This window comes from Enterobacter sp. UPMP2060 (assembly GCF_053709655.1).
Genome location: NZ_JBSKJQ010000007.1, coordinates 164,712 through 184,823, shown reverse-complemented (window position 1 = coordinate 184,823; position 20,112 = coordinate 164,712). Strand labels below are relative to the sequence as shown.

General features: G+C 54.3%; 20 protein-coding genes. 5 read left to right on the top strand and 15 right to left on the bottom strand.

Going from position 1 to position 20,112, the window contains the following annotated elements:
- Positions 1-10: 10 nt before the first annotated feature.
- Positions 11-1,150 carry an efflux RND transporter periplasmic adaptor subunit gene (locus ACWKXN_RS15765; RefSeq protein WP_045888036.1) on the bottom strand — a complete coding sequence of 380 codons (1,140 nt, stop codon included), beginning with the start codon at positions 1,148-1,150 and terminating at the stop codon, positions 11-13.
- Positions 1,151-1,536: 386 nt separating this feature from the next.
- Between ACWKXN_RS15765 and envR the strand changes: the two genes are divergently transcribed.
- Positions 1,537-2,256 carry an acrEF/envCD operon transcriptional regulator gene (envR, locus tag ACWKXN_RS15760; protein ID WP_143346419.1) on the top strand — a complete coding sequence of 240 codons (720 nt, stop codon included), beginning with the start codon at positions 1,537-1,539 and terminating at the stop codon, positions 2,254-2,256.
- On the opposite strand, the gene ACWKXN_RS15755 is transcribed toward envR, so the two are convergent.
- From ACWKXN_RS15755 to acuI, 14 genes are all read right to left on the bottom strand, one after another.
- Positions 2,172-4,253: a putative bifunctional diguanylate cyclase/phosphodiesterase gene (locus ACWKXN_RS15755; RefSeq protein ID WP_039260392.1), complete on the bottom strand. Its 2,082-nt coding sequence runs from the start codon at positions 4,251-4,253 to the stop codon at positions 2,172-2,174. The two genes, envR and ACWKXN_RS15755, sit on opposite strands and share 85 nt — an antisense overlap.
- Before the next feature lie 139 nt (positions 4,254-4,392).
- Positions 4,393-4,557 carry a DUF2556 family protein gene (locus tag ACWKXN_RS15750; protein ID WP_023309432.1) on the bottom strand — a complete coding sequence of 55 codons (165 nt, stop codon included), beginning with the start codon at positions 4,555-4,557 and terminating at the stop codon, positions 4,393-4,395.
- Between the two features lie 177 nt (positions 4,558-4,734).
- Positions 4,735-5,031 (bottom strand): DNA-binding transcriptional regulator Fis, encoded by a 297-nt coding sequence (fis, locus tag ACWKXN_RS15745; protein ID WP_000462905.1) that lies wholly within the window; start codon positions 5,029-5,031, stop codon positions 4,735-4,737.
- Positions 5,032-5,054: 23 nt separating this feature from the next.
- Entirely contained in the window at positions 5,055-6,020 is a 966-nt protein-coding gene (gene dusB, locus ACWKXN_RS15740) for a tRNA dihydrouridine synthase DusB (protein ID WP_023309409.1), read from the bottom strand.
- 330 nt (positions 6,021-6,350) lie between these two features.
- Complete coding sequence (locus tag ACWKXN_RS15735; protein ID WP_048977708.1) at positions 6,351-7,091, bottom strand: carbonic anhydrase; 741 nt, start codon at positions 7,089-7,091, stop codon at positions 6,351-6,353.
- A 128-nt stretch (positions 7,092-7,219) separates the two neighbouring features.
- Positions 7,220-8,101, bottom strand: a complete 882-nt coding sequence (gene prmA, locus ACWKXN_RS15730) for a 50S ribosomal protein L11 methyltransferase (protein WP_039260393.1) — start codon at positions 8,099-8,101, stop codon at positions 7,220-7,222.
- Positions 8,102-8,112: 11 nt separating this feature from the next.
- Entirely contained in the window at positions 8,113-9,564 is a 1,452-nt protein-coding gene (panF, locus tag ACWKXN_RS15725; protein WP_063440905.1) for a sodium/pantothenate symporter, read from the bottom strand.
- Positions 9,554-9,796 (bottom strand): YhdT family protein, encoded by a 243-nt coding sequence (locus ACWKXN_RS15720; RefSeq protein WP_006178860.1) that lies wholly within the window; start codon positions 9,794-9,796, stop codon positions 9,554-9,556. The genes panF and ACWKXN_RS15720 overlap by 11 nt, the downstream gene beginning before the upstream one ends.
- Positions 9,797-9,904: 108 nt before the next feature.
- Positions 9,905-11,254 carry an acetyl-CoA carboxylase biotin carboxylase subunit gene (accC, locus tag ACWKXN_RS15715; RefSeq protein WP_023333644.1) on the bottom strand — a complete coding sequence of 450 codons (1,350 nt, stop codon included), beginning with the start codon at positions 11,252-11,254 and terminating at the stop codon, positions 9,905-9,907.
- Between the two features lie 10 nt (positions 11,255-11,264).
- A complete protein-coding gene (accB, locus tag ACWKXN_RS15710) occupies positions 11,265-11,726 on the bottom strand; it encodes an acetyl-CoA carboxylase biotin carboxyl carrier protein (RefSeq protein ID WP_010436174.1) in 462 nt (153 codons plus the stop codon).
- Between the two features lie 21 nt (positions 11,727-11,747).
- Positions 11,748-12,200 carry a type II 3-dehydroquinate dehydratase gene (aroQ, locus tag ACWKXN_RS15705; RefSeq protein ID WP_023309405.1) on the bottom strand — a complete coding sequence of 151 codons (453 nt, stop codon included), beginning with the start codon at positions 12,198-12,200 and terminating at the stop codon, positions 11,748-11,750.
- 234 nt (positions 12,201-12,434) lie between these two features.
- Positions 12,435-13,034: a protein-methionine-sulfoxide reductase heme-binding subunit MsrQ gene (msrQ, locus tag ACWKXN_RS15700; protein WP_032659655.1), complete on the bottom strand. Its 600-nt coding sequence runs from the start codon at positions 13,032-13,034 to the stop codon at positions 12,435-12,437.
- Positions 13,035-14,036: a protein-methionine-sulfoxide reductase catalytic subunit MsrP gene (gene msrP / locus ACWKXN_RS15695; protein WP_032659657.1), complete on the bottom strand. Its 1,002-nt coding sequence runs from the start codon at positions 14,034-14,036 to the stop codon at positions 13,035-13,037.
- Positions 14,037-14,113: 77 nt separating this feature from the next.
- Positions 14,114-15,088: an acrylyl-CoA reductase (NADPH) gene (gene acuI, locus ACWKXN_RS15690; protein WP_048977701.1), complete on the bottom strand. Its 975-nt coding sequence runs from the start codon at positions 15,086-15,088 to the stop codon at positions 14,114-14,116.
- Positions 15,089-15,270: 182 nt separating this feature from the next.
- On the opposite strand from acuI, the gene csrD reads away from it, so the two are divergent.
- From csrD to mreD, 4 genes are all read left to right on the top strand, one after another.
- Positions 15,271-17,211, top strand: coding sequence for an RNase E specificity factor CsrD (gene csrD / locus ACWKXN_RS15685; protein WP_048981162.1), 1,941 nt, complete (start codon positions 15,271-15,273; stop codon positions 17,209-17,211).
- Positions 17,212-17,493: 282 nt separating this feature from the next.
- Positions 17,494-18,537: a rod shape-determining protein MreB gene (gene mreB, locus ACWKXN_RS15680; protein WP_000913396.1), complete on the top strand. Its 1,044-nt coding sequence runs from the start codon at positions 17,494-17,496 to the stop codon at positions 18,535-18,537.
- A gap of 62 nt (positions 18,538-18,599) precedes the next feature.
- The gene (gene mreC / locus ACWKXN_RS15675) at positions 18,600-19,616 is read left to right on the top strand and encodes a rod shape-determining protein MreC (RefSeq protein ID WP_033146767.1); all 1,017 of its coding nucleotides are present in this window, start codon (positions 18,600-18,602) and stop codon (positions 19,614-19,616) included.
- Complete coding sequence (gene mreD, locus ACWKXN_RS15670; RefSeq protein ID WP_023309399.1) at positions 19,616-20,104, top strand: rod shape-determining protein MreD; 489 nt, start codon at positions 19,616-19,618, stop codon at positions 20,102-20,104. Before mreC ends, mreD begins: the two co-directional genes overlap by 1 nt.
- The last annotated feature ends 8 nt before the right edge of the window (positions 20,105-20,112 follow it).

Below are 20,112 nucleotides of genomic sequence, written 5' to 3'. Positions count from 1 at the left end.
TCGTCGTCCCTTAACCGGCTGGCGTCGTGGTGATATCAGGCGTGGCGACGACGGTTACGCCGGGTCTGACTTTCTGTAGCCCGCTGACTATCACGCGGTCACCGTTTTTCAGCCCTTCCGTCACCAGCCAGCGATCGCCAATTGCCTGAGGGGCCACGACGGTTCGCGGCTCAACCTGGTTTTTATCGTTCACCACCAGCACGGTTGCATCGCCTCGCGGTGTACGGGTCACGCCTTGCTGTGGTACCAGAATCGCATCCGGCTGGGTGCCTTCATCAATGCGGGCGCGAACGAACATGCCGGGTAACAACAGATGCTGAGGGTTCCGGAAAATGGCGCGCAGGGTGATCGAGCCGGTACTTTCATCGACCGTGACGTCAGAGAACTGCAATGTGCCTTTTAGCGGGTAGGGCTGCCCGTTCTCCATCAGCAGCTCAACGTTGCTGGCGATATCACCTTTTTGCAGGCTCGTCTGTTTCAGGCGCATAAAATCATTACTGGACTGGGTGACATCAACATAAATCGGATCGAGAAGCTGGACCGTTGCCAGCGCTGCGGCTTGCCCGTTCGTCACCAGCGCCCCTTCGGTCACGCTGGATTTTCCGATACGACCATCAACCGGAGAGGTCACTTTGGTGTAGGCAAGGTTGATACGTGCGCTCTCAACACCCGCTTTTGCGGCAACCACGCTGGCATCTGCCTGCTGAGCCGTCGCCACGGCCTGGTCATATTCCTGCTTACTGACATACTGGGTGCCTACCAGCGGGAGATAACGTTTCACCGTCAGGTGCGCAATATTGGCCGCCGCCTGAGCCTTCGCCAGTTCGCCTTTCGCGCTGTCATAGGCTGCCTGATAGGGCGCAGGATCAATCTGGTAAAGTGACTCGCCCGCTTTTACATCGCTACCCTCCGCGAAGTTACGGCGCAGGATAATGCCGCTAACCTGAGGACGAACCTCCGCAACGCGAAATGCATCTGTTCTGCCCGGGAGTTCAGTGGTGACCGCCAGAGGCGCGCTTTTCACAATATGCACGCTGACCTGAGGCGCCTGCTGGTGTTGCTGTTGATTTTCCTGACCATCGCATCCAGTGAGCAGTACCGCGCAGACAATGAAACCGGATAAGGGCAAACGTCTGAAATGATTCGTCATTACTGTTCCTTTAAATACCCATTCACCGATATATGCCGCGAATCGGTAGCAAGGGCAGAGGGATAAAAATAAAATGTAGCTGCGTATAATAATGAGGGTATTTAATGTTTTTTAATTTATAAGTGCGAATGACCGTGTTTGTAGAAAAAAATCAGAATCAGACCGGGTCCATTCAGGGATATACTTCAGGCATGTTAATCAGGTAAATGAGTTTAATGTTTTTAATTATTCACTCCGCCAATTTAATTGGAGCGATATATTTATATTGATTATAAATTAAGAGGGGTGACTTTTTTTGTGCAAAATTAAAACGGATTTTAGTGAATACTTACATTTGCATGAACGCAATATTACTTTTAAACCTTGTGAGTAACGAGTAGTTGCCTATGGCGCGTAAAAAGAAAGAAGAGGCTCAACAAACCCGGCAGCAGCTGATTGAGGCGGCTATCGGACAGTTTGCCACGCGTGGCGTAGCCAGCACGACGCTGACGGATATCGCTGATGCTGCAAAGGTGACGCGCGGCGCGATCTACTGGCACTTCACCAGTAAATCTGAAATATTTAATGCCATCTGGGAACAACAATTACCGCTTCGCGATATGATTCGCGACAGGCTTTCCCTTTCCGACAGTGACGATCCATTGTTAAAACTTCGTGAGCAATTTATTACTGCGCTGCAGTATATTGCCAATGAACCCCGGCAATGTGCGCTTTTACAAATTCTGTATCATAAGTGTGAATTTAGCAGCGATATGATTTCTGAACGTGAAATTAGAAAGCGTATCGGATTCAACGATGACACGCTACGCGCCACGCTGGAGACCTGTATTTCGCGAAACATCATTTCGCCACAGGTGAATGTTGATCTCACCTTGATTGTATTCCACGGTTTTTTTAGCGGAATAATTAAAAACTGGTTAATGAATAACGACAGTTTTAATCTTTATCAGCAGGCTCCCGCTCTGGTCGATAGCATACTGGCGACACTCCCGGTTATTCGCGTGTCGCCAGATGAGGGTGCTTATTGCTCAGCGCCGGGTAACATTTCCCCTCGGGCACAAAGTGCTTCTATGGTCTGCGCGCTGACGGGTTTACCTAACAGATAACCCTGAAGGGTGTTACAGCCCAGCTCGGTTAAAAAGGCTTGCTGCGCTTCGGTTTCCACACCTTCAGCCACAACTTTCAGGTTAAGTGTTTTAGCGAGAGCCACAATCGCAGAGACAATAGTGGCATCCTCGCTCTCGCCGCTGAGCTCTTGCACAAACGCCCTGTCGATTTTCAATTCACAGGCCGGTAAGCGCTTGAGGTACAGCAGGCTCGAATATCCGGTGCCAAAATCATCAATGGAGGCCTTCACCCCCGCATTCGTCAGCTCTGTCAGCACCCGTACGCTCTCATCCGGGTTGCTCATCGCCGTGGTTTCCGTCACTTCGAGGATCAACATTTCCGGTGGCACCTGGTGAAGTGCCAGGCAGTCGAGAACCGTTTTAACCAGCGAAGGTTGCTCAAACTGCAGTGTCGACAGGTTTACCGCCATTGACCAGCTTTGATGCCCCTGAAGATGCCATTCCCGCAGCTGGCGACAGGCTTCATTAATCACCCAGTTGCCAATCGGGACGATCAGCCCCGTTTTTTCCGCCAGCGGCAGAAAAAGGTCCGGCGTCAGTAACCCTTGCTTAGGATGCTGCCAGCGCAACAGCGCCTCGAATCCGAGGACCGGGCCCGCCGGGGCGTGAAATTTTGGCTGATACAGCAGGCGCAGCTCATTGCGATCGATCGCCATCCACAGATCGTTCATTAACTGGAGATGGGTCTGCGCCAGGGTGTTCATGGAGGGCTGGAAGAAGTGGTAACCGTTACGGCCCATATGCTTCGTGTGATACATCGCCGCGTCGGCGTTAAACATCAGCTCACGCTCGGTTTTGCCGTCGTGAGGGTACAGCGCGATACCAATGCTGAGGGTCACCACCAGTTCATAGGGGCTGAGATTGAAGGGGCTATCGATCGCGCGCACCAGCGAATTCGCCAGCGATGCCGCGTCGTCCGGACCTTCTCCCTCTGCCAGCAGAACAAATTCATCACCGCCGATGCGTGCAAGGGTGAACTGGCCTTTCAGGAGAAGCAGCAGACGCTGCGTAACGGCGACCAGCAGCCTGTCACCGACATCATGGCCGTAGGCGTCATTGATAGCTTTAAAGCCGTCAAGATCCATGAACATCAGGGCAAAGTGATTCCCTTCACGATCGGCTTTGCTGATGGCCTGATCGAGTCTGTCTTCCAGCAGGATACGGTTGGGCAGACGCGTCAGGGTATCGTGTAGCGCCAGCTGAGCGAGCTCCCGGTTAGCTTCTGCCAGCGACGAGGCCAGAAGGGCGGTGCGTGCCTGAAGGCGCGCATCCAGCATCGACACCAGCAGGGTGATCCCAAGAATAGAGAGCGCGACGACGCTGACCAGCACCGCCAGCCAGCTCCCGTTAATCCCCTCATGGTGAACCATTGTGGACATCGGAAACTGCGCCGCTTTCATCCCGGCATAGTGCATGCCGGCAATGGCAATTCCCATCGTGATGGCGGCACCCATGCGCATCAGCACGACCTGCGCGGCTTCGCGACGCAGGCGGAAGGTCAGCCATAATGCCGCGAGTGAAGCGGCAAGCGCAATCACGACCGAAATGGCCACCCAGACCTTGTCCCAGATTATCCCGGGCATCACCTCCAGCGCCGCCATGCCGGTGTAATGCATGGCCACAATACCGCTCCCCATCACCAGCGCGCCGGGCAGCAGTCGGCGCAGGCGTAGTTGCTCGCAGCTCACAAGCCATAGCGCAAACAGCGACGAACCCACGGCGATGACCATAGATAACACCGTCAGGGTGGCGTTGTAGCTCATGCTCATGGAGAGGTCCATCGCCAGCATGCCGATAAAATGCATGGCCCACACGCCAATCCCCATAGCAATACCGCCGCCAGCCAGCCAGACGCGGGCAGCGACGCCCTCACTCCCGGCGACACGTGCAGCCATGTTCAGCGCGGTATACGCAGCAAGAATGGCAACAACAAAGGAGAGGACGACAAGGATAGGGTTGTATTGGCTGACCAGCATGGACGGTTCTACTCGAGTGTGGGGTTACGCTAGAGCGGTTGAGAAGGGCGAGACATTATCACCGTCAGGTAATGGCTCAAAGGGATTTAAATCCCCGTTTTTAGTGGGTAATAACGGGGTGATTTGCGCAATCGGGCGGTTAGTCGAGCTCTGAGCAGTTCACGAGTTTCAGCGGATTGACGGAGTTCATATTGCGACACTTATCGGTTTCGGTGCTCATCAGTTCAATCCACTGCATAAGGAGTGTATCGAAAATGAGAACGGAGATTGCAAAGACAACCAGCCACCAGTATTTACGAATCATTGTGTCATTCCGCGAGAAAATCGCCAGTAAGGTGGGGGAAATATACACGAAAAACTGGGGTTGAAAAGCAGGAGAGGCGAAGGTTTACAATGCGTTGACGGAGAAGCGCTGGTAATAAAAAAGGCGCTTCCCCATGCCGAAGAGCGCCTTTTTAAACAAGCATTTAACTGATTAGTATCAGTTCATGCCGTATTTTTTCAGTTTCTTACGCAGAGTACCACGGTTGATACCCATCATCAGCGCAGCGCGGGTTTGGTTACCGCGGGTGTATTGCATCACCATGTCCAACAGTGGCTGTTCAACTTCAGCCAGTACCAGCTCATACAGGTCATTAACATCCTGACCATTCAGTTGAGCAAAATAGTTCTTCAGTGCCTGTTTAACCGAGTCACGCAGGGGCTTTTGAGTTACCTGGTCCTGAGAGTTAACGGTAGAAACGGTCAGTACGTCAGAATTTACGCGTTGTTCGAACATAGTTCTGTCAGCTCTTTATTTCATTACGCAAGATTTTCGAAGTATGCCTCCAACGCCTCCAGCTGTACGCTGGCATCCTCTATGGCGTTGAATGTGCGCCGAAACTGGTCATCTGGAGCGTGCTCCTGGAGATACCAGGAGACGTGTTTACGCGCAATTCGGTACCCTTTTGCCTGACCGTAGTGGTCATGCAGTTCCCGAACATGCGAACAAAGCAAGCGCTTAACCTCTGCCAAAGGCAGCGGGGCAAGCAGCTCCCCAGTGTCCAGATAATGCTGGATTTCCCGGAAGATCCAGGGTCTTCCCTGAGCTGCACGTCCTATCATCAGAGCATCAGCTCCCGTATAGTCGAGTACAGCCCTGGCTTTAAGCGGGTCAGTTATGTCGCCATTCGCGATAATCGGAATGGAAACTTTCTGCTTAACTGCCCGAATGCTGTCGTATTCAGCTTCACCGTTGAACAAACAGGCGCGAGTGCGTCCATGGATGGTCAGGGCCTGAATGCCACAGTCTTCGGCCAGTTGGGCAATCTCTACACAGTTACGGTGTTCCGGCGACCAACCCGTGCGAATCTTCAACGTAACAGGAACGTCCACCGCGCTGACAACCGCCGTCAGGATAGCTTTCACCTGGTCGGGGTATTGCAGAAGGGCTGAACCTGCAAGCTTGCGATTCACCTTTTTGGCCGGGCACCCCATATTGATATCAATAATCTGGGCACCACTTTCCACGTTAATCCGCGCGGCATCTGCCATCTCTTCAGGCACGCTTCCGGCAATTTGCACGGTGCGGATACCTGGTTCATCAACGTGCACCATCCGAAGGCGGGATTTATCGCTTTCCCAAACCTGCGGGTTAGACGACATCATCTCGGATACGGTTAAACCGGCTCCCATCTCATAGCACAGCGTCCTGAACGGCCGGTCTGTAATACCTGCCATTGGGGCTGCGATCAGGCGATTTCTAAGCTGGTGGTGTCCGATGCGCATGAGTTAAGAAATGACCATACTGTGACTGCAAGGCGGCGTATATTACGCATTTTTTGCACGAGATGAAAGGCCAAACTTTGAACAATCCACTGTTGTAGATCAAGGAATCGCCGCCCAATCTTCCCGTTAAAAATTATTCATTATTTAAATCATTAAGTTATATGGTAATGGTTATTTTATGGGCGCTTACAATTTCCCGTAACTTCTCATCATTTCTGAATAAATGCGTCGCTGAAGCGGGATAATCTGCTGTTTTTAACAGCAGATTTCCCTTCTTCTTTGCGATCTACGTCGCATTTTAGAACATGATCGTCATGCGAAAAATGCCTGTTATTCGACCACGACGCGCCCATGCAGCGACTGTACCGGACGGTTATTATCGTGATGCATTGTCTGGGTGAATCTGGCAAGTTGTTCTGCAGAAACCGTCAGGGGCTGTTTAAGTACAATCCAGGTAACGCCTTCTGAACACGGTGGAGTGGTCAGTGAACCGCTAAAGCGCCAGTACGTTTTATTTTTTGGCAGCAGTTTGTTCAGGTTGAGATCCTGTTTGATGGAGACGTTCTGCTCGGCCTGCTGAGGCATAACGCGCCACAGTTTTTCAAGCTCCGGGTTTGCGGCCCCTTTATCAAACATGACCGCCACCACCGTCAGTTCCCCACTGGCATTTTTATGAACCAGATGCATTTCCATCGCGTATCTCTTGCCATGTACGGTGTTTTCGCTCGGCGCGTGGAAATGGAACTGCTGTAACGTCCAGGTTTGCTTATCGAGAGTAAGGGTATCGCGGGTGTTCGCCTGTTCACCTGCCTGAATGGTATGGCCATTGTTCGTCAGTGTAACAGGGCCATCAACGTAGTGGGTTTGTAGCGGGGAGAGATGGGCGTTAGTGGTCGAATCAATATTAACAGGAGACTGGTTCATACCGCTTTGACAGGTCTTGTATGCCTCGTCCATCTCGCCCCAGTGTTGCGGTGAACCTTCCCCTTCATAGCTCCAGTGTGATGCAAATGCTGAAGCCGAAATCATGCTCAGCGCCAGCAGCGCTGCCTTGCCTGTAACGTGTGTCATCATATTCTTCCGGTGAATTTTTGTAATACAAATCAACATGATTTGTAGGGTTATTTTACCGAAGAATGACCGGGGGAGAGAGGATTATCAGAGGGTGAGAGGCGTGGTCAGATGACCACGCCAGATTCTTATTTTTTACGGCCGGTGATGCGGCACCACTCTTCTTTTTCCACCACCGGGTCGAGGGCAAAGAGATCGGCGTAGGCTTCACACACGCTGTCGGCCTGGCTTGCCAGGATACCGGAAAGCCCCAACAGACCGCCCTCAACGGGCAGCACGCTGATTAACGGAGCCAGTTCGCGCAGTGGGCCCGCCAGAATGTTAGCGACCACCACATCGGCTTTCATGGCTTCTGGCTGAGCATCCGGCAGATACAGCTCCAGACGATCGGAGACGCCGTTACGCTCGGCATTATCGCGGCTGGCCTGAATCGCCTGCGGATCGATATCGATCCCGATGGCTTTTGCCGCGCCCAGCTTCAGGGCCGCAATCGCGAGGATCCCGGATCCACAGCCGAAGTCGATCACTGTCTTACCGTCCAGATCCAGACCATCCAGCCACTGCAGGCACAGAGACGTGGTTGGGTGAGTACCGGTACCAAACGCCAGACCCGGGTCGAGCATCACGTTGACTGCGCTTTCATCAGGGACATCGCGCCAGCTCGGACAGATCCACAGACGTTTGCCGAACTGCATCGGGTGGAAGTTATCCATCCACTCGCGTTCCCAGTCTTTGTCTTCCAGCTGTTCGATTTTATGCACGAAACCCGCGCCCAGCAGAGGATGATTCTCCAGAATCGCGACAACCTCTTTCATATCGGTTTCGGCATCAAACAGGCCAATAACGTCGGTATCACCCCACAGGCGGGTTTCGCCCGGCAGCGGCTCAAAGACCGGCGTGTCATGCGTGTCCTGGAAGGTGATAGAGACCGAACCGGCCTCCATCAGCGCATCGCTCAGCTCTTCGGCGTTAGCGCCGGTTGTGTTCAGTTTTAGTTGGATCCACGGCATGGCAAAACTCTTTATTTATCAGTAGAAATCATAGCGGGTTGTGGGACGGGCTGACCGAAACGGTTCCCCACCACAAACGCCAGTAAACTTAGCAGTAACGAAGGCACAATCGGATGGAAGCCCAGGTACTGAATCTTAAACGTTGCGAGGACGGCGTAAAGCACGCCGCCGACAATCATCGCGCTCAGCGCACCGGCGGCATTCGCGCGCTCCCAGTAGAGTCCTAACACCAGCGGCCACAGGAATACCGCTTCAAGCCCGCCAAATGCCAGCAGGTTCAGCCAGATGATCATCTCCGGCGGGCGCCACGCGGCTAACAGCAGCAATGCCCCTAACGCCAGAGTAATAACGGCCGACATGCGCTTCAGGCGCCGTTCATTCTCTGCCTGCTCAGGACGCAGGTTCAGATAGAGATCTTTTATGATCGTAGCGGAACTTTGCAGCAGCTGAGCGTTGATGGTCGACATAATGGCGGCCATCGGTGCGGCGAGGAAGATCCCGGCGGCAAATGGCGGCAGCACTTTAACCATCAGGGTTGGGATAACCAGATCGGGTACGGTAAGGTCAGGAATAACTGCCCGACCTAACGCGCCCGCCAGGTGCATACCAAACATCAGGATTGCGACAACGATAGTGCCGATAATGATACCTCTGTGCACGGCTTTGCTGTCTTTGTAAGAGATACAGCGGACGGCGGTATGCGGCAGGCCAATCACCCCAAAGCACACCAACACCCAGAACGAGGTCATAAAGGTTGGAGAAAGGATGTCATCCGCGCCCTGCGGCGAAACCAGTTTTGGATCGATCGTCTCGAGCGTTTCAACCGCATGGCTCAGGCCGCCCGCGGCGTGGACGATGCCGACCAGCAGGACAATAGTGCCGATAAGCATAACCATGCCCTGCATCGTATCGTTCAGCACGCTGGCGCGGAATCCGCCAAACGCGGTATACAGCGCAATGCTGACTCCGAAGATGATCAAGCCTGTCTCGTAGGGAATACCCGCCGCCGTTTCCAGCAGGCGTGCCCCGCCGATAAACTGTACCGTCATTGCGCCAATAAAGGCCACCAGCAGGCTTAAGCTGGCCAGCCACACCAGTAAACGGCTCTGATAGCGGGCAAACAGCATATCGTTGAGCGTCACGGCATTATAACGGCGCGCCAGAATGGCAAATTTTTTACCCAGTATGCCCAGCGAGAGCCAGACGGCAGGAAGCTGGATCATCGCCAGCAGCACCCAGCCTAACCCGTATTTATAGGCTGCTCCGGGTCCGCCGATAAACGAACTGGCGCTGATGTAGGTCGCGGTCAGCGTCATGGCCAGCACGACGCCGCCCATCGAGCGGCTACCCAGAAAATACTCGTTCAGGAAGGTGCCCGTCGTTCTTTTACGCATGGCGTAAACGGATAAACCAAACACCACTAACAAGTAAGCGATAAGCGGCAGAATGACTTCAAGCTGCATCATCGTCCTCCAGCGGAATATCGCGATAGATGAATTTCACCATTGCCCAGCACAGCAGGATGAAGACCAGCGGGACCAGCAGACACGCCATTTCGAACCAGTGCGGCAGGCCGGTGATGCCAATAGCGGAGTCAGGTAAGTAAGCAGTTACTAACCATGCTGCGAGATAGAGAAGGGTCAGCCACAGCGCCCAGCGCGCTTCTTTATGGGCCTGAACAAAACGTTTGTCCATTTTTTGTCCCTTGTGGATGAAGAAAGCGGGGATTGTACATGATGGGGCCTGGCGATCCCCAGAAATAAAAAAGGCCGGATAATCCGGCCTTTTAGCAACACAGGTCTCTTACTTCTCGTTCAGACCGAGTTTTTTCTCCAGATAGTGGATATTAGTTCCACCATTCTGGAAGTGCTCGTCGCTCATGATACGCATCTGCAGATCTACGTTGGTTTTGATACCGTCGATGATCAGCTCCTGCAGGGCGTTTTTCATGCGGGCAATCGCCACGTCACGGTTTTCGCCGTAGCAGATAAGCTTGCCGATCATTGAGTCATAGTACGGCGGTACGGTGTAACCGGCGTATATATGAGACTCCCAGCGCACACCAAAGCCACCCGGCGCGTGGAAACGCGTGATTTTACCCGGGCTTGGCAGGAAGGTGTTCGGGTCTTCGGCGTTGATACGGCACTCTACCGCATGGCCTTTCACCACCACTTCTTCCTGCTTGATGGACAGCGGCTGGCCTGCAGCGATACGCAGCTGTTCTTTGATCAGGTCAACGCCGGTGATCATTTCTGTAACCGGGTGTTCAACCTGAATACGGGTGTTCATTTCGATGAAATAGAATTCGCCGTTTTCGAACAGGAACTCAAAGGTACCTGCACCGCGATAGCCGATATCAACACACGCTTTGGAGCAACGCTCGCCGATGTAGCGACGCAGTTCCGGGGTAATGCCCGGAGCTGGTGCTTCTTCGACCACTTTCTGGTGACGACGCTGCATAGAGCAGTCACGTTCTGCCAGATAGATCGCGTTACCCTGACCGTCAGCCAGCACCTGAATTTCGATGTGGCGTGGGTTTTCCAGGTATTTTTCCATGTACACCATGTCATTGCTGAAAGCGGCTTTCGCTTCTGCTTTGGTCATGGAGATGGACTGCGCCAGTTCAGCATCGCTACGCACAACGCGCATACCGCGACCGCCGCCGCCGCCGGACGCCTTGATGATAACCGGGTAGCCAATGCGTTTAGCATGAGCACGGTTAGCATCCATGTCGTCGGTCAGAGGGCCGTCAGAGCCTGGTACGGTTGGAACACCGGCTTTTTTCATCGCGGTGATTGCAGACACTTTGTCGCCCATCAGGCGGATGGTGTCGGCTTTCGGGCCGATGAAGATAAAGCCAGAGCGTTCCACCTGCTCAGCAAAGTTGGCGTTCTCAGAGAGGAAGCCGTAACCCGGATGAATTGCCACCGCGCCGGTGATTTCAGCGGCGCTGATGATAGCCGGGATGTTCAGATAGCTTTTTACGGACGGAGCCGGGCCAATACAGACCGTCTCATCCGCCAGCAATACGTGTTTTAAATCGCGATCCGCGCTTGAGTGCACAGCGACGGTCTTGATGCCCAGTTCTTTACAGGCACGAAGAATACGCAGTGCGATCTCGCCGCGGTTGGCGATAACAATTTTATCCAGCATGTACGCCTCGTTACTCGATGACGACCAGCGGCTCGTCAAATTCAACCGGCTGACCACTTTCGACCAGAATCGCTTTAACAGTACCTGATTTGTCTGCTTCGATCTGGTTCATCATTTTCATCGCTTCAACGATGCACAGGGTATCGCCTACGTTGACTTTCTGACCCACTTCGATGAACGCCTTCGCGTCCGGGCTCGGGGTGCGGTAGAAAGTACCAACCATTGGGGAACGTACGATGTGACCACTGATTTCTGCTGCAGCGGCAGGTGCGGCTTCAGCTGCTGGCGCAACGGCTGCGGAGAGCGCAGGCTGCTGCACTGGCGCAGCATAAGCTTGCTGCATTACCGGGAAGCTAGCGGCTGGGGCTGCACGGCTGATGCGTACAGACTCTTCGCCTTCAGAAATTTCCAGTTCGGAGATGCCTGATTCTTCAACCAGCTCGATCAGTTTTTTAATCTTACGAATATCCATGAGTGGGTTCCGTACTCTTGTTTAGTGTGATTGTGACAAGCGTTTTACCGCTGTCTGTAAAGCGTATGAATAGCCGTCTGCGCCCAGTCCACAGATAACGCCAGCAGCGATATCCGACAGATACGAATGGTGACGGAACGGCTCTCGGGCGTGCACATTACTCAGGTGGATCTCGATAAACGGGATACTCACCGCAAGCAGTGCGTCGCGGATAGCAACACTGGTGTGCGTAAACGCGGCCGGATTGATCAGGATATAGTCCACATTGTCTTTAGCCTGATGAATACGGTCGATGAGTGCGTACTCCGCATTCGACTGAAAATGATCCAAATCCACATTCAGTGACGCTGCTTCCGTTCCCAGACGGTTAACAATTTCACTCAATGTTAGCGTGCCGTACTTCTCTGGCTCACGGGTGCCGAGCATGTTCAGGTTCGGTCCGTTCAAAACTAAGATATGGAACTTATCAGTCATAATGCCGCTATCTCCTGCGATTTTCGGGTAAAAAACAAAATATACCTTCGAAACGCAAATGTCACCTTTTCAGAGGCTTAAAACCGCTGTCAGGCGAACCAAGGTCGCACATTATAACGATTTCGTAGCATTTAGCAGCTAAATACTGGTCTTATCAGGGAAGATTATCAACCGCTATCCGAAAAAGATTTGCGGTTGACGGGTAATCTGCGGGAAAACGCACAGTTTCGCGAACTATCGCAACCACTGGCGGAACTTCTTGTAACGCCATGCTAAAAGCGCCACGGCCGCCAGTGCATACAGGATTGGCTGCGGCGAGAGGATCTTCACCGACCACAGGTAATGAATGGGAGCGAGGATCGCGACAAGATAGACGAAGTTGTGCAGCAGCTGCCAGCGCCTGCCCAGTTTTCGCTGCGCATATTGCGTGGATGTCAGCGCTAACGCCAGTAAAACCACCCAGCTCACGATACCCAGCGTCAGATAAGGACGTGTCACCAGTTCGCGGCCAAGCAGCGCCAGATTGTTAATTCCCAGTTCCAGCAGGGCGTAGCTGGTGAGGTGCAGCGTCGCCCAGGCAAAACACCATAGCCCTAACAGCCGACGGGTGCGTATCAATAAGGGCTGTTTAGCGTAGCGCGCCAGCGGCGAGACGAGCAAGGTGGCCAGCAAAAATTTCAGAGCCATCCGACCGGTAAAATGCTGGATATCCTTTGCAGGATCTGCGCTAAAGAGCCCCTGGCTGGCGGCCCAGAACAGCCATATAAAAGGAAGCAGCCCGGCCAGGTGCAGCAGCACTTTCAGCCAGGTAATCTGTTTTGCCGTTAAACGCACTCAGAAGTTCTCCCGTAAGTTGAGGCCACGGTAAAGCGAGGCCACTTCATCCGCATAGCCGTTAAACAGCAGCGTCGGCTGGCGCTTCACGTCCAGCGCACCGCCGGAACCGATAAACCGCTCGGTTGCCTGCGACCAGCGCGGATGATCCACGTGCGGGTTCACGTTGGCGAAGAAACCGTATTCGTCCGGGGCCGCCAGATTCCAGGTGGTTGGCGGACGTTCGCGGGTAAGCTTAATGCTGACGATAGACTTAATCCCTTTGAAGCCATATTTCCACGGTACGGTTAAACGGATGGGGGCGCCGTTCTGCGGCGGAAGCGCTTTGCCATAAACGCCAACGGTCAGCAGGGTGAGGGGGTGCATAGCTTCGTCGAGACGTAGCCCTTCCACATATGGATATTCAAGCCCGCCGCCGATGAACCGATCTTTCTGCCCGGGCATCTCGTCCGGCGCATAGCGCGTCTGGAAAGCGACATATTTTGCATTGCTGGTGGGTTCAACCATCGCCAGCAGTTTATGCAGCGGGAAGCCGACCCAGGGCACCACCATCGACCAGGCTTCCACGCATCGCATGCGATAGATACGCTCTTCGAGCGGGAAACGGGTGGTGAGATCGTGATGGTCCAGCGTCAGGGGTTTCGCCACTTCGCCATCAATTTTCAGCGTCCACGGATCGGTTTTGAGGCTTCCCGCGTTGGCGGCAGGATCGGCCTTATCGAGACCAAATTCGTAGAAGTTGTTGTAGCCGGTAACTTTATCTTCCGGCGTGAGCGTCAGCTTGTTTTGCCATTCGGCCGGTTTCGTAAAGGTGAGCGGGGCGCCGGATGGGGCTTTTGGCCGATCGTTGCCTTTAAACCAGTCGAGCAGGTCGGCGTGTGCCGCGGGAGAGAGCGTCAGGGCTGTGGCGCTGATGCCAAGCATTTTCAGGATCTGGCGGCGCTGTAACATAAAGACAGACTCAGACGTTACGTCGGCTTCCGTCAGTTTTCGGTTTTTCATGGCATCCTCCGTCATGCGTTTTTCTAAGCATGACGGAGGAGAGGGATTCGCGCGAATATGTCACGAAAATTTGAAGATTAGGCGATTTTCACCAGCGCGCGGCCGTGGAACTGGTTGTCCATGATCTTACTGGCGTATTCCGGCGCCTGGCTGAGGGTTATCTCCGTTGCGCTCTGGGTATAGAAAGATTCCGGCAGATCGCGCACCAGCCGTTCCCAGGCTTCATGACGACGGGCCGGCGGGGTCATTACGGAATCCACACCCTGCAGGCGTACGTTACGCAGAATAAATGGCATCACGGTGGTTGGCAGGGCAAATCCGCCCGCCAGACCGCAGGCTGCCACGCAGCCGCCGTAGTTCATCTGCGCCAGGACTTTTGCCAGCACCTTATCACCGACGGTATCCACCGCCCCAGCCCAAACCTGTTTTTCCAGCGGACGGGTTTCGGCAAATTCGTCGCGGCTGAGAATGCGGCTGGCACCGAGCTGGCGCAGATAGTCATGGGTGCTTTCTCGGCCGGAAACCGCAGCGACCTGATAGCCCAGCTTGTGGAGCAGCGTGACTGCCGTGCTGCCCACGCCTCCGCTGGCGCCGGTGACGACAATTTCCCCTGACTCAGGGCGGATAGCTGCATCTTCCAGCGCCATCACGCACAGCATGGCGGTAAAGCCTGCCGTGCCGACGATCATCGCCTTGCGGCCATCCATGCCTTTCGGCACAGGCACCAGCCAGTCGCCCTTCACGCGCGCCTGCGTTGCCAGCCCGCCCCAGTGATTTTCACCCACGCCCCAGCCGGTGAGCAGCACATGCTGGCCCGGATGGAAGCGCGGATCCTCGCTGGTATGAACCCGCCCAGCGAAATCGATCCCCGGCACCATAGGGAAATTTCGGATGATTTTACCCTTACCGGTAATAGCCAGCGCATCTTTATAATTTAAACTGGACCAGTCGATGTCGACGGTTACGTCGCCTTCCGGCAGGCGACTCTCTTCAACCGCCTGCACTGAGGCAAGCGTTTTGCCGTCCTGCTGTTCTAAGATCAAAGCCTGCATACGGGGTCCTCACGACTCAGATGATTGGAAAATAATTTCTGAAGACTATACTCGCTCAGGGAAACGCAGTGCCGATTTAACGCAATAAATTGCCAGATACGCCCGATTTGGTAGTATGCCGCATTTGAAATGCAAGTTAGCGCTTACTCGCTACCCCATCAACCCACGGAGTAATCTCAAGGATGCGATTAACGACGAAGTTCTCAGCTTTTATCACCTTGCTGACGGGGCTTACCATTTTTGTCACGCTTCTGGGCTGTTCCCTGAGTTTTTACACCGCCATTCAGGACAAGCTGGTCAACCGGGTACAGTCTGTTGCCTCGGTGATTGATACGCGTCTGCTGACGACGCCCCTACCGGCGCTCTCCCGTGAGCTTGATGAGTTGATGGTACCTGTTGATATCGTTCAGATCGACATTCTGCAGGGAAAGCATCGTGTTTTAAGCCACGAACGACCGGGAAGCTATCGCCCCGCGGGCGTGGTAAGCCAGTATCGGGAAGTGACGGTGCATTCCCTTAAAAATCCGGGGATGACCATACACATGGTCTACCTCGATCCGATGGCCAGCTATTTCCGTTCCATGATGACCACCGCGCCGCTCACCGTCGCTGTTGCGTTTATCGTCCTGCTGATCTTTCTCGCGGTCCGCTGGCTGCGCCGCCAGCTTTCCGGTCAGGAGCTGCTGGAGATGCGCTCCGTGCGGATCCTGAACGGTGAACGCGGCCCGCAGGTGCGTGGCTCTGTTCACGAGTGGCCGTCACGCGCCAGCAGCGCGCTCGATACCCTGCTCTCCGAAATCCAGTTTGCCAGCGACCAGCGCAGCCGTATGGATACGCTGATCCGCTCTTATGCGGCGCAGGATAATAAAACTGGCCTTAACAACCGTCTTTTCTTTGATAATCAGCTCGCCACGCTGCTCGACGATTCAGAAAAAGTGGGGACTCACGGGGTGGTGATGATGATTCGTCTGCCCGATTTCGATCTCCTGCGCGACACCTGGGGACAGCGTGCCGCGGAAGAAAACCTCTTTACGCTGATCAACCTGCTCTCCACCTTTATTATGCGCTACCCGGGCGCGCTGCTGGCCCGCTATCACCGCAGCGACTTTGCCGTGCTGTTGCCTCACCGTACGCTGAAGGAATCCGAAAGCATCGCCAGCCAGCTGCTGAAGGCGGTAGATGCGCTGCCGCAGAGCAAAATGCTCGACAGGGACGATATGGTCCACATGGGGATCTGCGCCTGGCGTGGCGGACAATCGACTGAACAGGTGATGGAGCATGCGGAAGCCGCTACCCGCAACGCCGTGTTGCAGGGAGCCAACGGATGGGCGGTTTACGATGACTCGCTGCCGGAAAAAGGGCGCGGCAACGTGCGCTGGCGCACGCTGATTGAGCAAATGCTCAGCCGCGGCGGGCCACGTATTTATCAAAAACCCGCGGTCATGAAAAACGGCAACGTTCATCACCGTGAACTGATGTGTCGTATTTTTGACGGTACCGAAGAGGTCATCTCTGCGGAATATCTGCCGATGGTGCTGCAATTTGGCCTGTCCGAAGAGTATGACCGCCAGCAAATTACCCGGCTGATTCCGTTTTTATCCTTCTGGCCTGAAGAAAACCTGGCGTTACAGGTCACCGTGGAGTCGTTAATACGCCCACGTTTTCAGCGCTGGCTACGTGATACGCTAATGCAATGCGAAAAATCGCAACGTAAACACATTATTTTTGAACTTGCTGAGGCCGATGTAGGTCAACACATCAGCCGGTTACGTCCGGTGGTACGTTTGATCAATGCGCTCGGTGCACGTATCGCTGTGACGCAGGCAGGTTTAACGCTGGTCAGCACCAACTGGATCAAGGAACTGGATGTGGAGTTATTAAAGCTACATCCGGGGCTGGTAAGGAATATTGAGAAGCGTACGGAAAACCAGCTGCTGGTACAGAGTCTGGTAGAAGCGTGCAAGGGTACGCGAACACAAGTATTCGCCACGGGCGTGCGCTCCAGAAGCGAATGGCAGATGTTAACAGCGCGCGGCGTGATGGGCGGTCAGGGGGATTTTTTTGCTGCCTCTCAACCGCTTGACACCAACGTGAAAAAATATTTGCAAAGATACTCTGTTTGACCTGCCGTTTACGCTGTTTTCACGTAGAATATCGCGCCTGTAGCTTTGAGTATGTCGAGCAAAAAGCCAGTGAACGACCTGTAACGGGTTACAAACGTCAGTGGGGAACGCTACTGTTTACTCAGCCCTGAGGGAATCAGGGGATGATTTTGTAACATCAGGAAACGTACTGCACAAATTTTCACCGTTGCAGATGATTTTTGCGCCTTGTCGCTGCTGCGTGTGGTTGGTAAAGTAAGCGGATTTTGTTTTCCGCCCCAGCTTTCAGGATTATCCCTTAGTATGTTGAAAAAATTTCGTGGCATGTTTTCCAATGACCTGTCCATTGACCTGGGTACCGCGAATACCCTTATTTATGTAAAAGGACAAGGCATCGTATTGAATGAGCCTTCCGTTGTGGCCATTCGTCAGGATCGTGCAGGCTCGCCGAAAAGCGTTGCTGCAGTGGGTCATGACGCGAAGCAGATGCTGGGTCGTACCCCTGGCAACATCGCCGCCATTCGCCCAATGAAAGACGGCGTTATCGCCGACTTCTTCGTGACTGAAAAAATGCTTCAGCACTTCATCAAGCAGGTTCACAGCAACAGCTTCATGCGTCCAAGCCCGCGTGTTCTGGTGTGTGTGCCGGTTGGCGCAACCCAGGTAGAGCGTCGCGCAATCCGTGAATCTGCCCAGGGTGCAGGTGCACGTGAAGTGTTCCTGATTGAAGAGCCAATGGCTGCGGCCATCGGTGCTGGCCTGCCTGTTTCCGAAGCTACCGGTTCTATGGTGGTGGATATCGGTGGTGGTACCACTGAAGTGGCCGTTATCTCTCTGAACGGCGTGGTGTACTCCTCTTCCGTACGTATCGGTGGTGACCGCTTCGATGAAGCCATCATTAATTATGTGCGCCGTAACTACGGCTCTCTGATCGGTGAAGCCACCGCAGAGCGTATCAAACACGAAATCGGCTCCGCGTATCCGGGCGATGAAGTGCGTGAGATCGAAGTACGTGGCCGTAACCTGGCTGAAGGTGTTCCACGCGGTTTCACCCTGAACTCCAACGAAATTCTGGAAGCTCTGCAGGAACCACTGACGGGCATCGTGAGCGCGGTAATGGTTGCGCTGGAACAGTGCCCACCAGAGCTGGCGTCCGATATCTCCGAGCGCGGTATGGTTCTGACCGGTGGTGGTGCGCTGCTGCGTAACCTCGACCGCCTGTTAATGGAAGAGACAGGTATTCCTGTCGTAGTTGCAGAAGATCCACTGACTTGCGTCGCCCGTGGTGGTGGCAAGGCGCTGGAAATGATCGACATGCACGGCGGCGATTTGTTCAGCGAAGAGTAGTCGAGTTTGAGAGGGTAGCAATTTGCTACCCTTTCTCTCTGACGCGAGAATACGCATAGCCTATGAAGCCAATTTTTAGCCGTGGCCCATCGCTACAGTTTCGCCTTATTCTGGCGGTTCTGGTTGCGCTTGGGGTCATTATTGCCGATAGCCGCCTCGGTACGTTCAGCCAGATCAGAACGTACATGGATACCGCCGTCAGTCCTTTCTACTTTGTTTCAAATGGTCCCCGTGAACTGCTCGACTCCGTTTCTCAAACGCTGTCTTCGCGCGACCAACTCGAACTCGAAAACCGGGCATTACGTCAGGAACTGCTGCTGAAAAACAGCGAACTGCTGATGCTGGGGCAATACAAGCAGGAAAACGCGCGTCTGCGTGAGCTGCTCGGCTCGCCGCTGCGTCAGGATGAGCAGAAAATGGTCACGCAGGTGATCTCCACCGTGAACGACCCCTACAGCGATCAGGTTGTGATCGACAAAGGGAGCGTGAACGGGGTGTATGAAGGTCAGCCTGTTATCAGCGATAAAGGCGTTGTGGGCCAGGTTGTTGCCGTGGCTAAACTGACCAGCCGCGTGCTGCTGATTTGCGATGCCACGCATGCGCTGCCGATCCAGGTTCTGCGCAACGACATCCGCGTGATTGCGGCCGGTAACGGCTGTACGGACGACCTGCAGCTGGAACACCTGCCGGCTAACACGGATATCCGCGTGGGCGACGTGCTGGTGACGTCCGGCCTGGGTGGACGCTTCCCTGAAGGTTATCCGGTTGCGGTGGTCTCTTCGGTCAAGCTGGACACCCAGCGTGCCTATACCGTGATTCAGGCCCGTCCAACCGCCGGTTTGCAGCGTCTGCGCTATCTGCTGCTGCTGTGGGGCGCCGATCGTAACGGTTCTAATCCGATGACGCCTGAAGAGGTGCATCGCGTGGCGAACGAGCGCCTGATGCAGATGATGCCGCAGGTTCTCCCACCTGCGGATTCCATGGGGCCGCCTGCGCCAGTACCGGCGCCGGCAACCGGGTTAACGCAGCCGCTGCCGGATGCGCCGCCACCGCCTAAACTCTCTTCGGGAGGGCAGTAGTGGCAAGCTATCGTAGCCAGGGACGCTGGGTCATCTGGCTCTCGTTTCTCATTGCACTGTTACTGCAAGTGATGCCCTGGCCGGATGACATTCTCGTTTTCCGGCCAAACTGGGTATTACTCATTTTACTCTACTGGATCCTTGCCCTGCCGCATCGCGTAAATGTCGGCACAGGTTTCGTGATGGGTGCCATACTGGATCTCATTAGCGGCTCTACGCTTGGCGTGCGCGCCTTGTCCATGAGCATTATTGCGTACCTCGTCGCACTCAAATTCCAGCTCTTTCGTAACCTTGCGCTCTGGCAACAGGCCCTGGTAGTGATGCTATTGTCGCTCGCTGCGGATATCGTTGTTTTCTGGGCAGAGTTTTTAGTGATCAACGTCTCTTTCCGACCGGAAGTGTTCTGGAGTAGTGTAGTAAACGGTGTGCTCTGGCCTTGGTTATTCCTGCTGATGCGTAAGGTTCGCCAGCAGTTTGCTGTGCAATAAAAGGTTTC

Excerpts from the sequence above, each read along its gene's own strand:
- ACWKXN_RS15720 (WP_006178860.1), bottom strand. The coding sequence starts at position 9,796 with ATGGACAAACGTTTTGTTCAGGCCCATAAAGAAGCGCGCTGGGCGCTG.
- ACWKXN_RS15765 (WP_045888036.1), bottom strand. The coding sequence starts at position 1,150 with ATGACGAATCATTTCAGACGTTTGCCCTTATCCGGTTTCATTGTCTGC.
- ACWKXN_RS15735 (WP_048977708.1), bottom strand. The coding sequence starts at position 7,091 with ATGACACACGTTACAGGCAAGGCAGCGCTGCTGGCGCTGAGCATGATT.
- accB (WP_010436174.1), bottom strand. The coding sequence starts at position 11,726 with ATGGATATTCGTAAGATTAAAAAACTGATCGAGCTGGTTGAAGAATCA.
- mreB (WP_000913396.1), top strand. The coding sequence starts at position 17,494 with ATGTTGAAAAAATTTCGTGGCATGTTTTCCAATGACCTGTCCATTGAC.
- accC (WP_023333644.1), bottom strand. The coding sequence starts at position 11,254 with ATGCTGGATAAAATTGTTATCGCCAACCGCGGCGAGATCGCACTGCGT.
- aroQ (WP_023309405.1), bottom strand. The coding sequence starts at position 12,200 with ATGACTGATAAGTTCCATATCTTAGTTTTGAACGGACCGAACCTGAAC.
- fis (WP_000462905.1), bottom strand. The coding sequence starts at position 5,031 with ATGTTCGAACAACGCGTAAATTCTGACGTACTGACCGTTTCTACCGTT.
- dusB (WP_023309409.1), bottom strand. The coding sequence starts at position 6,020 with ATGCGCATCGGACACCACCAGCTTAGAAATCGCCTGATCGCAGCCCCA.
- ACWKXN_RS15750 (WP_023309432.1), bottom strand. The coding sequence starts at position 4,557 with ATGATTCGTAAATACTGGTGGCTGGTTGTCTTTGCAATCTCCGTTCTC.
- acuI (WP_048977701.1), bottom strand. The coding sequence starts at position 15,088 with ATGCAGGCTTTGATCTTAGAACAGCAGGACGGCAAAACGCTTGCCTCA.
- mreC (WP_033146767.1), top strand. The coding sequence starts at position 18,600 with ATGAAGCCAATTTTTAGCCGTGGCCCATCGCTACAGTTTCGCCTTATT.
- envR (WP_143346419.1), top strand. The coding sequence starts at position 1,537 with ATGGCGCGTAAAAAGAAAGAAGAGGCTCAACAAACCCGGCAGCAGCTG.
- ACWKXN_RS15755 (WP_039260392.1), bottom strand. The coding sequence starts at position 4,253 with ATGCTGGTCAGCCAATACAACCCTATCCTTGTCGTCCTCTCCTTTGTT.
- prmA (WP_039260393.1), bottom strand. The coding sequence starts at position 8,101 with ATGCCGTGGATCCAACTAAAACTGAACACAACCGGCGCTAACGCCGAA.
- csrD (WP_048981162.1), top strand. The coding sequence starts at position 15,271 with ATGCGATTAACGACGAAGTTCTCAGCTTTTATCACCTTGCTGACGGGG.
- msrP (WP_032659657.1), bottom strand. The coding sequence starts at position 14,036 with ATGAAAAACCGAAAACTGACGGAAGCCGACGTAACGTCTGAGTCTGTC.
- panF (WP_063440905.1), bottom strand. The coding sequence starts at position 9,564 with ATGCAGCTTGAAGTCATTCTGCCGCTTATCGCTTACTTGTTAGTGGTG.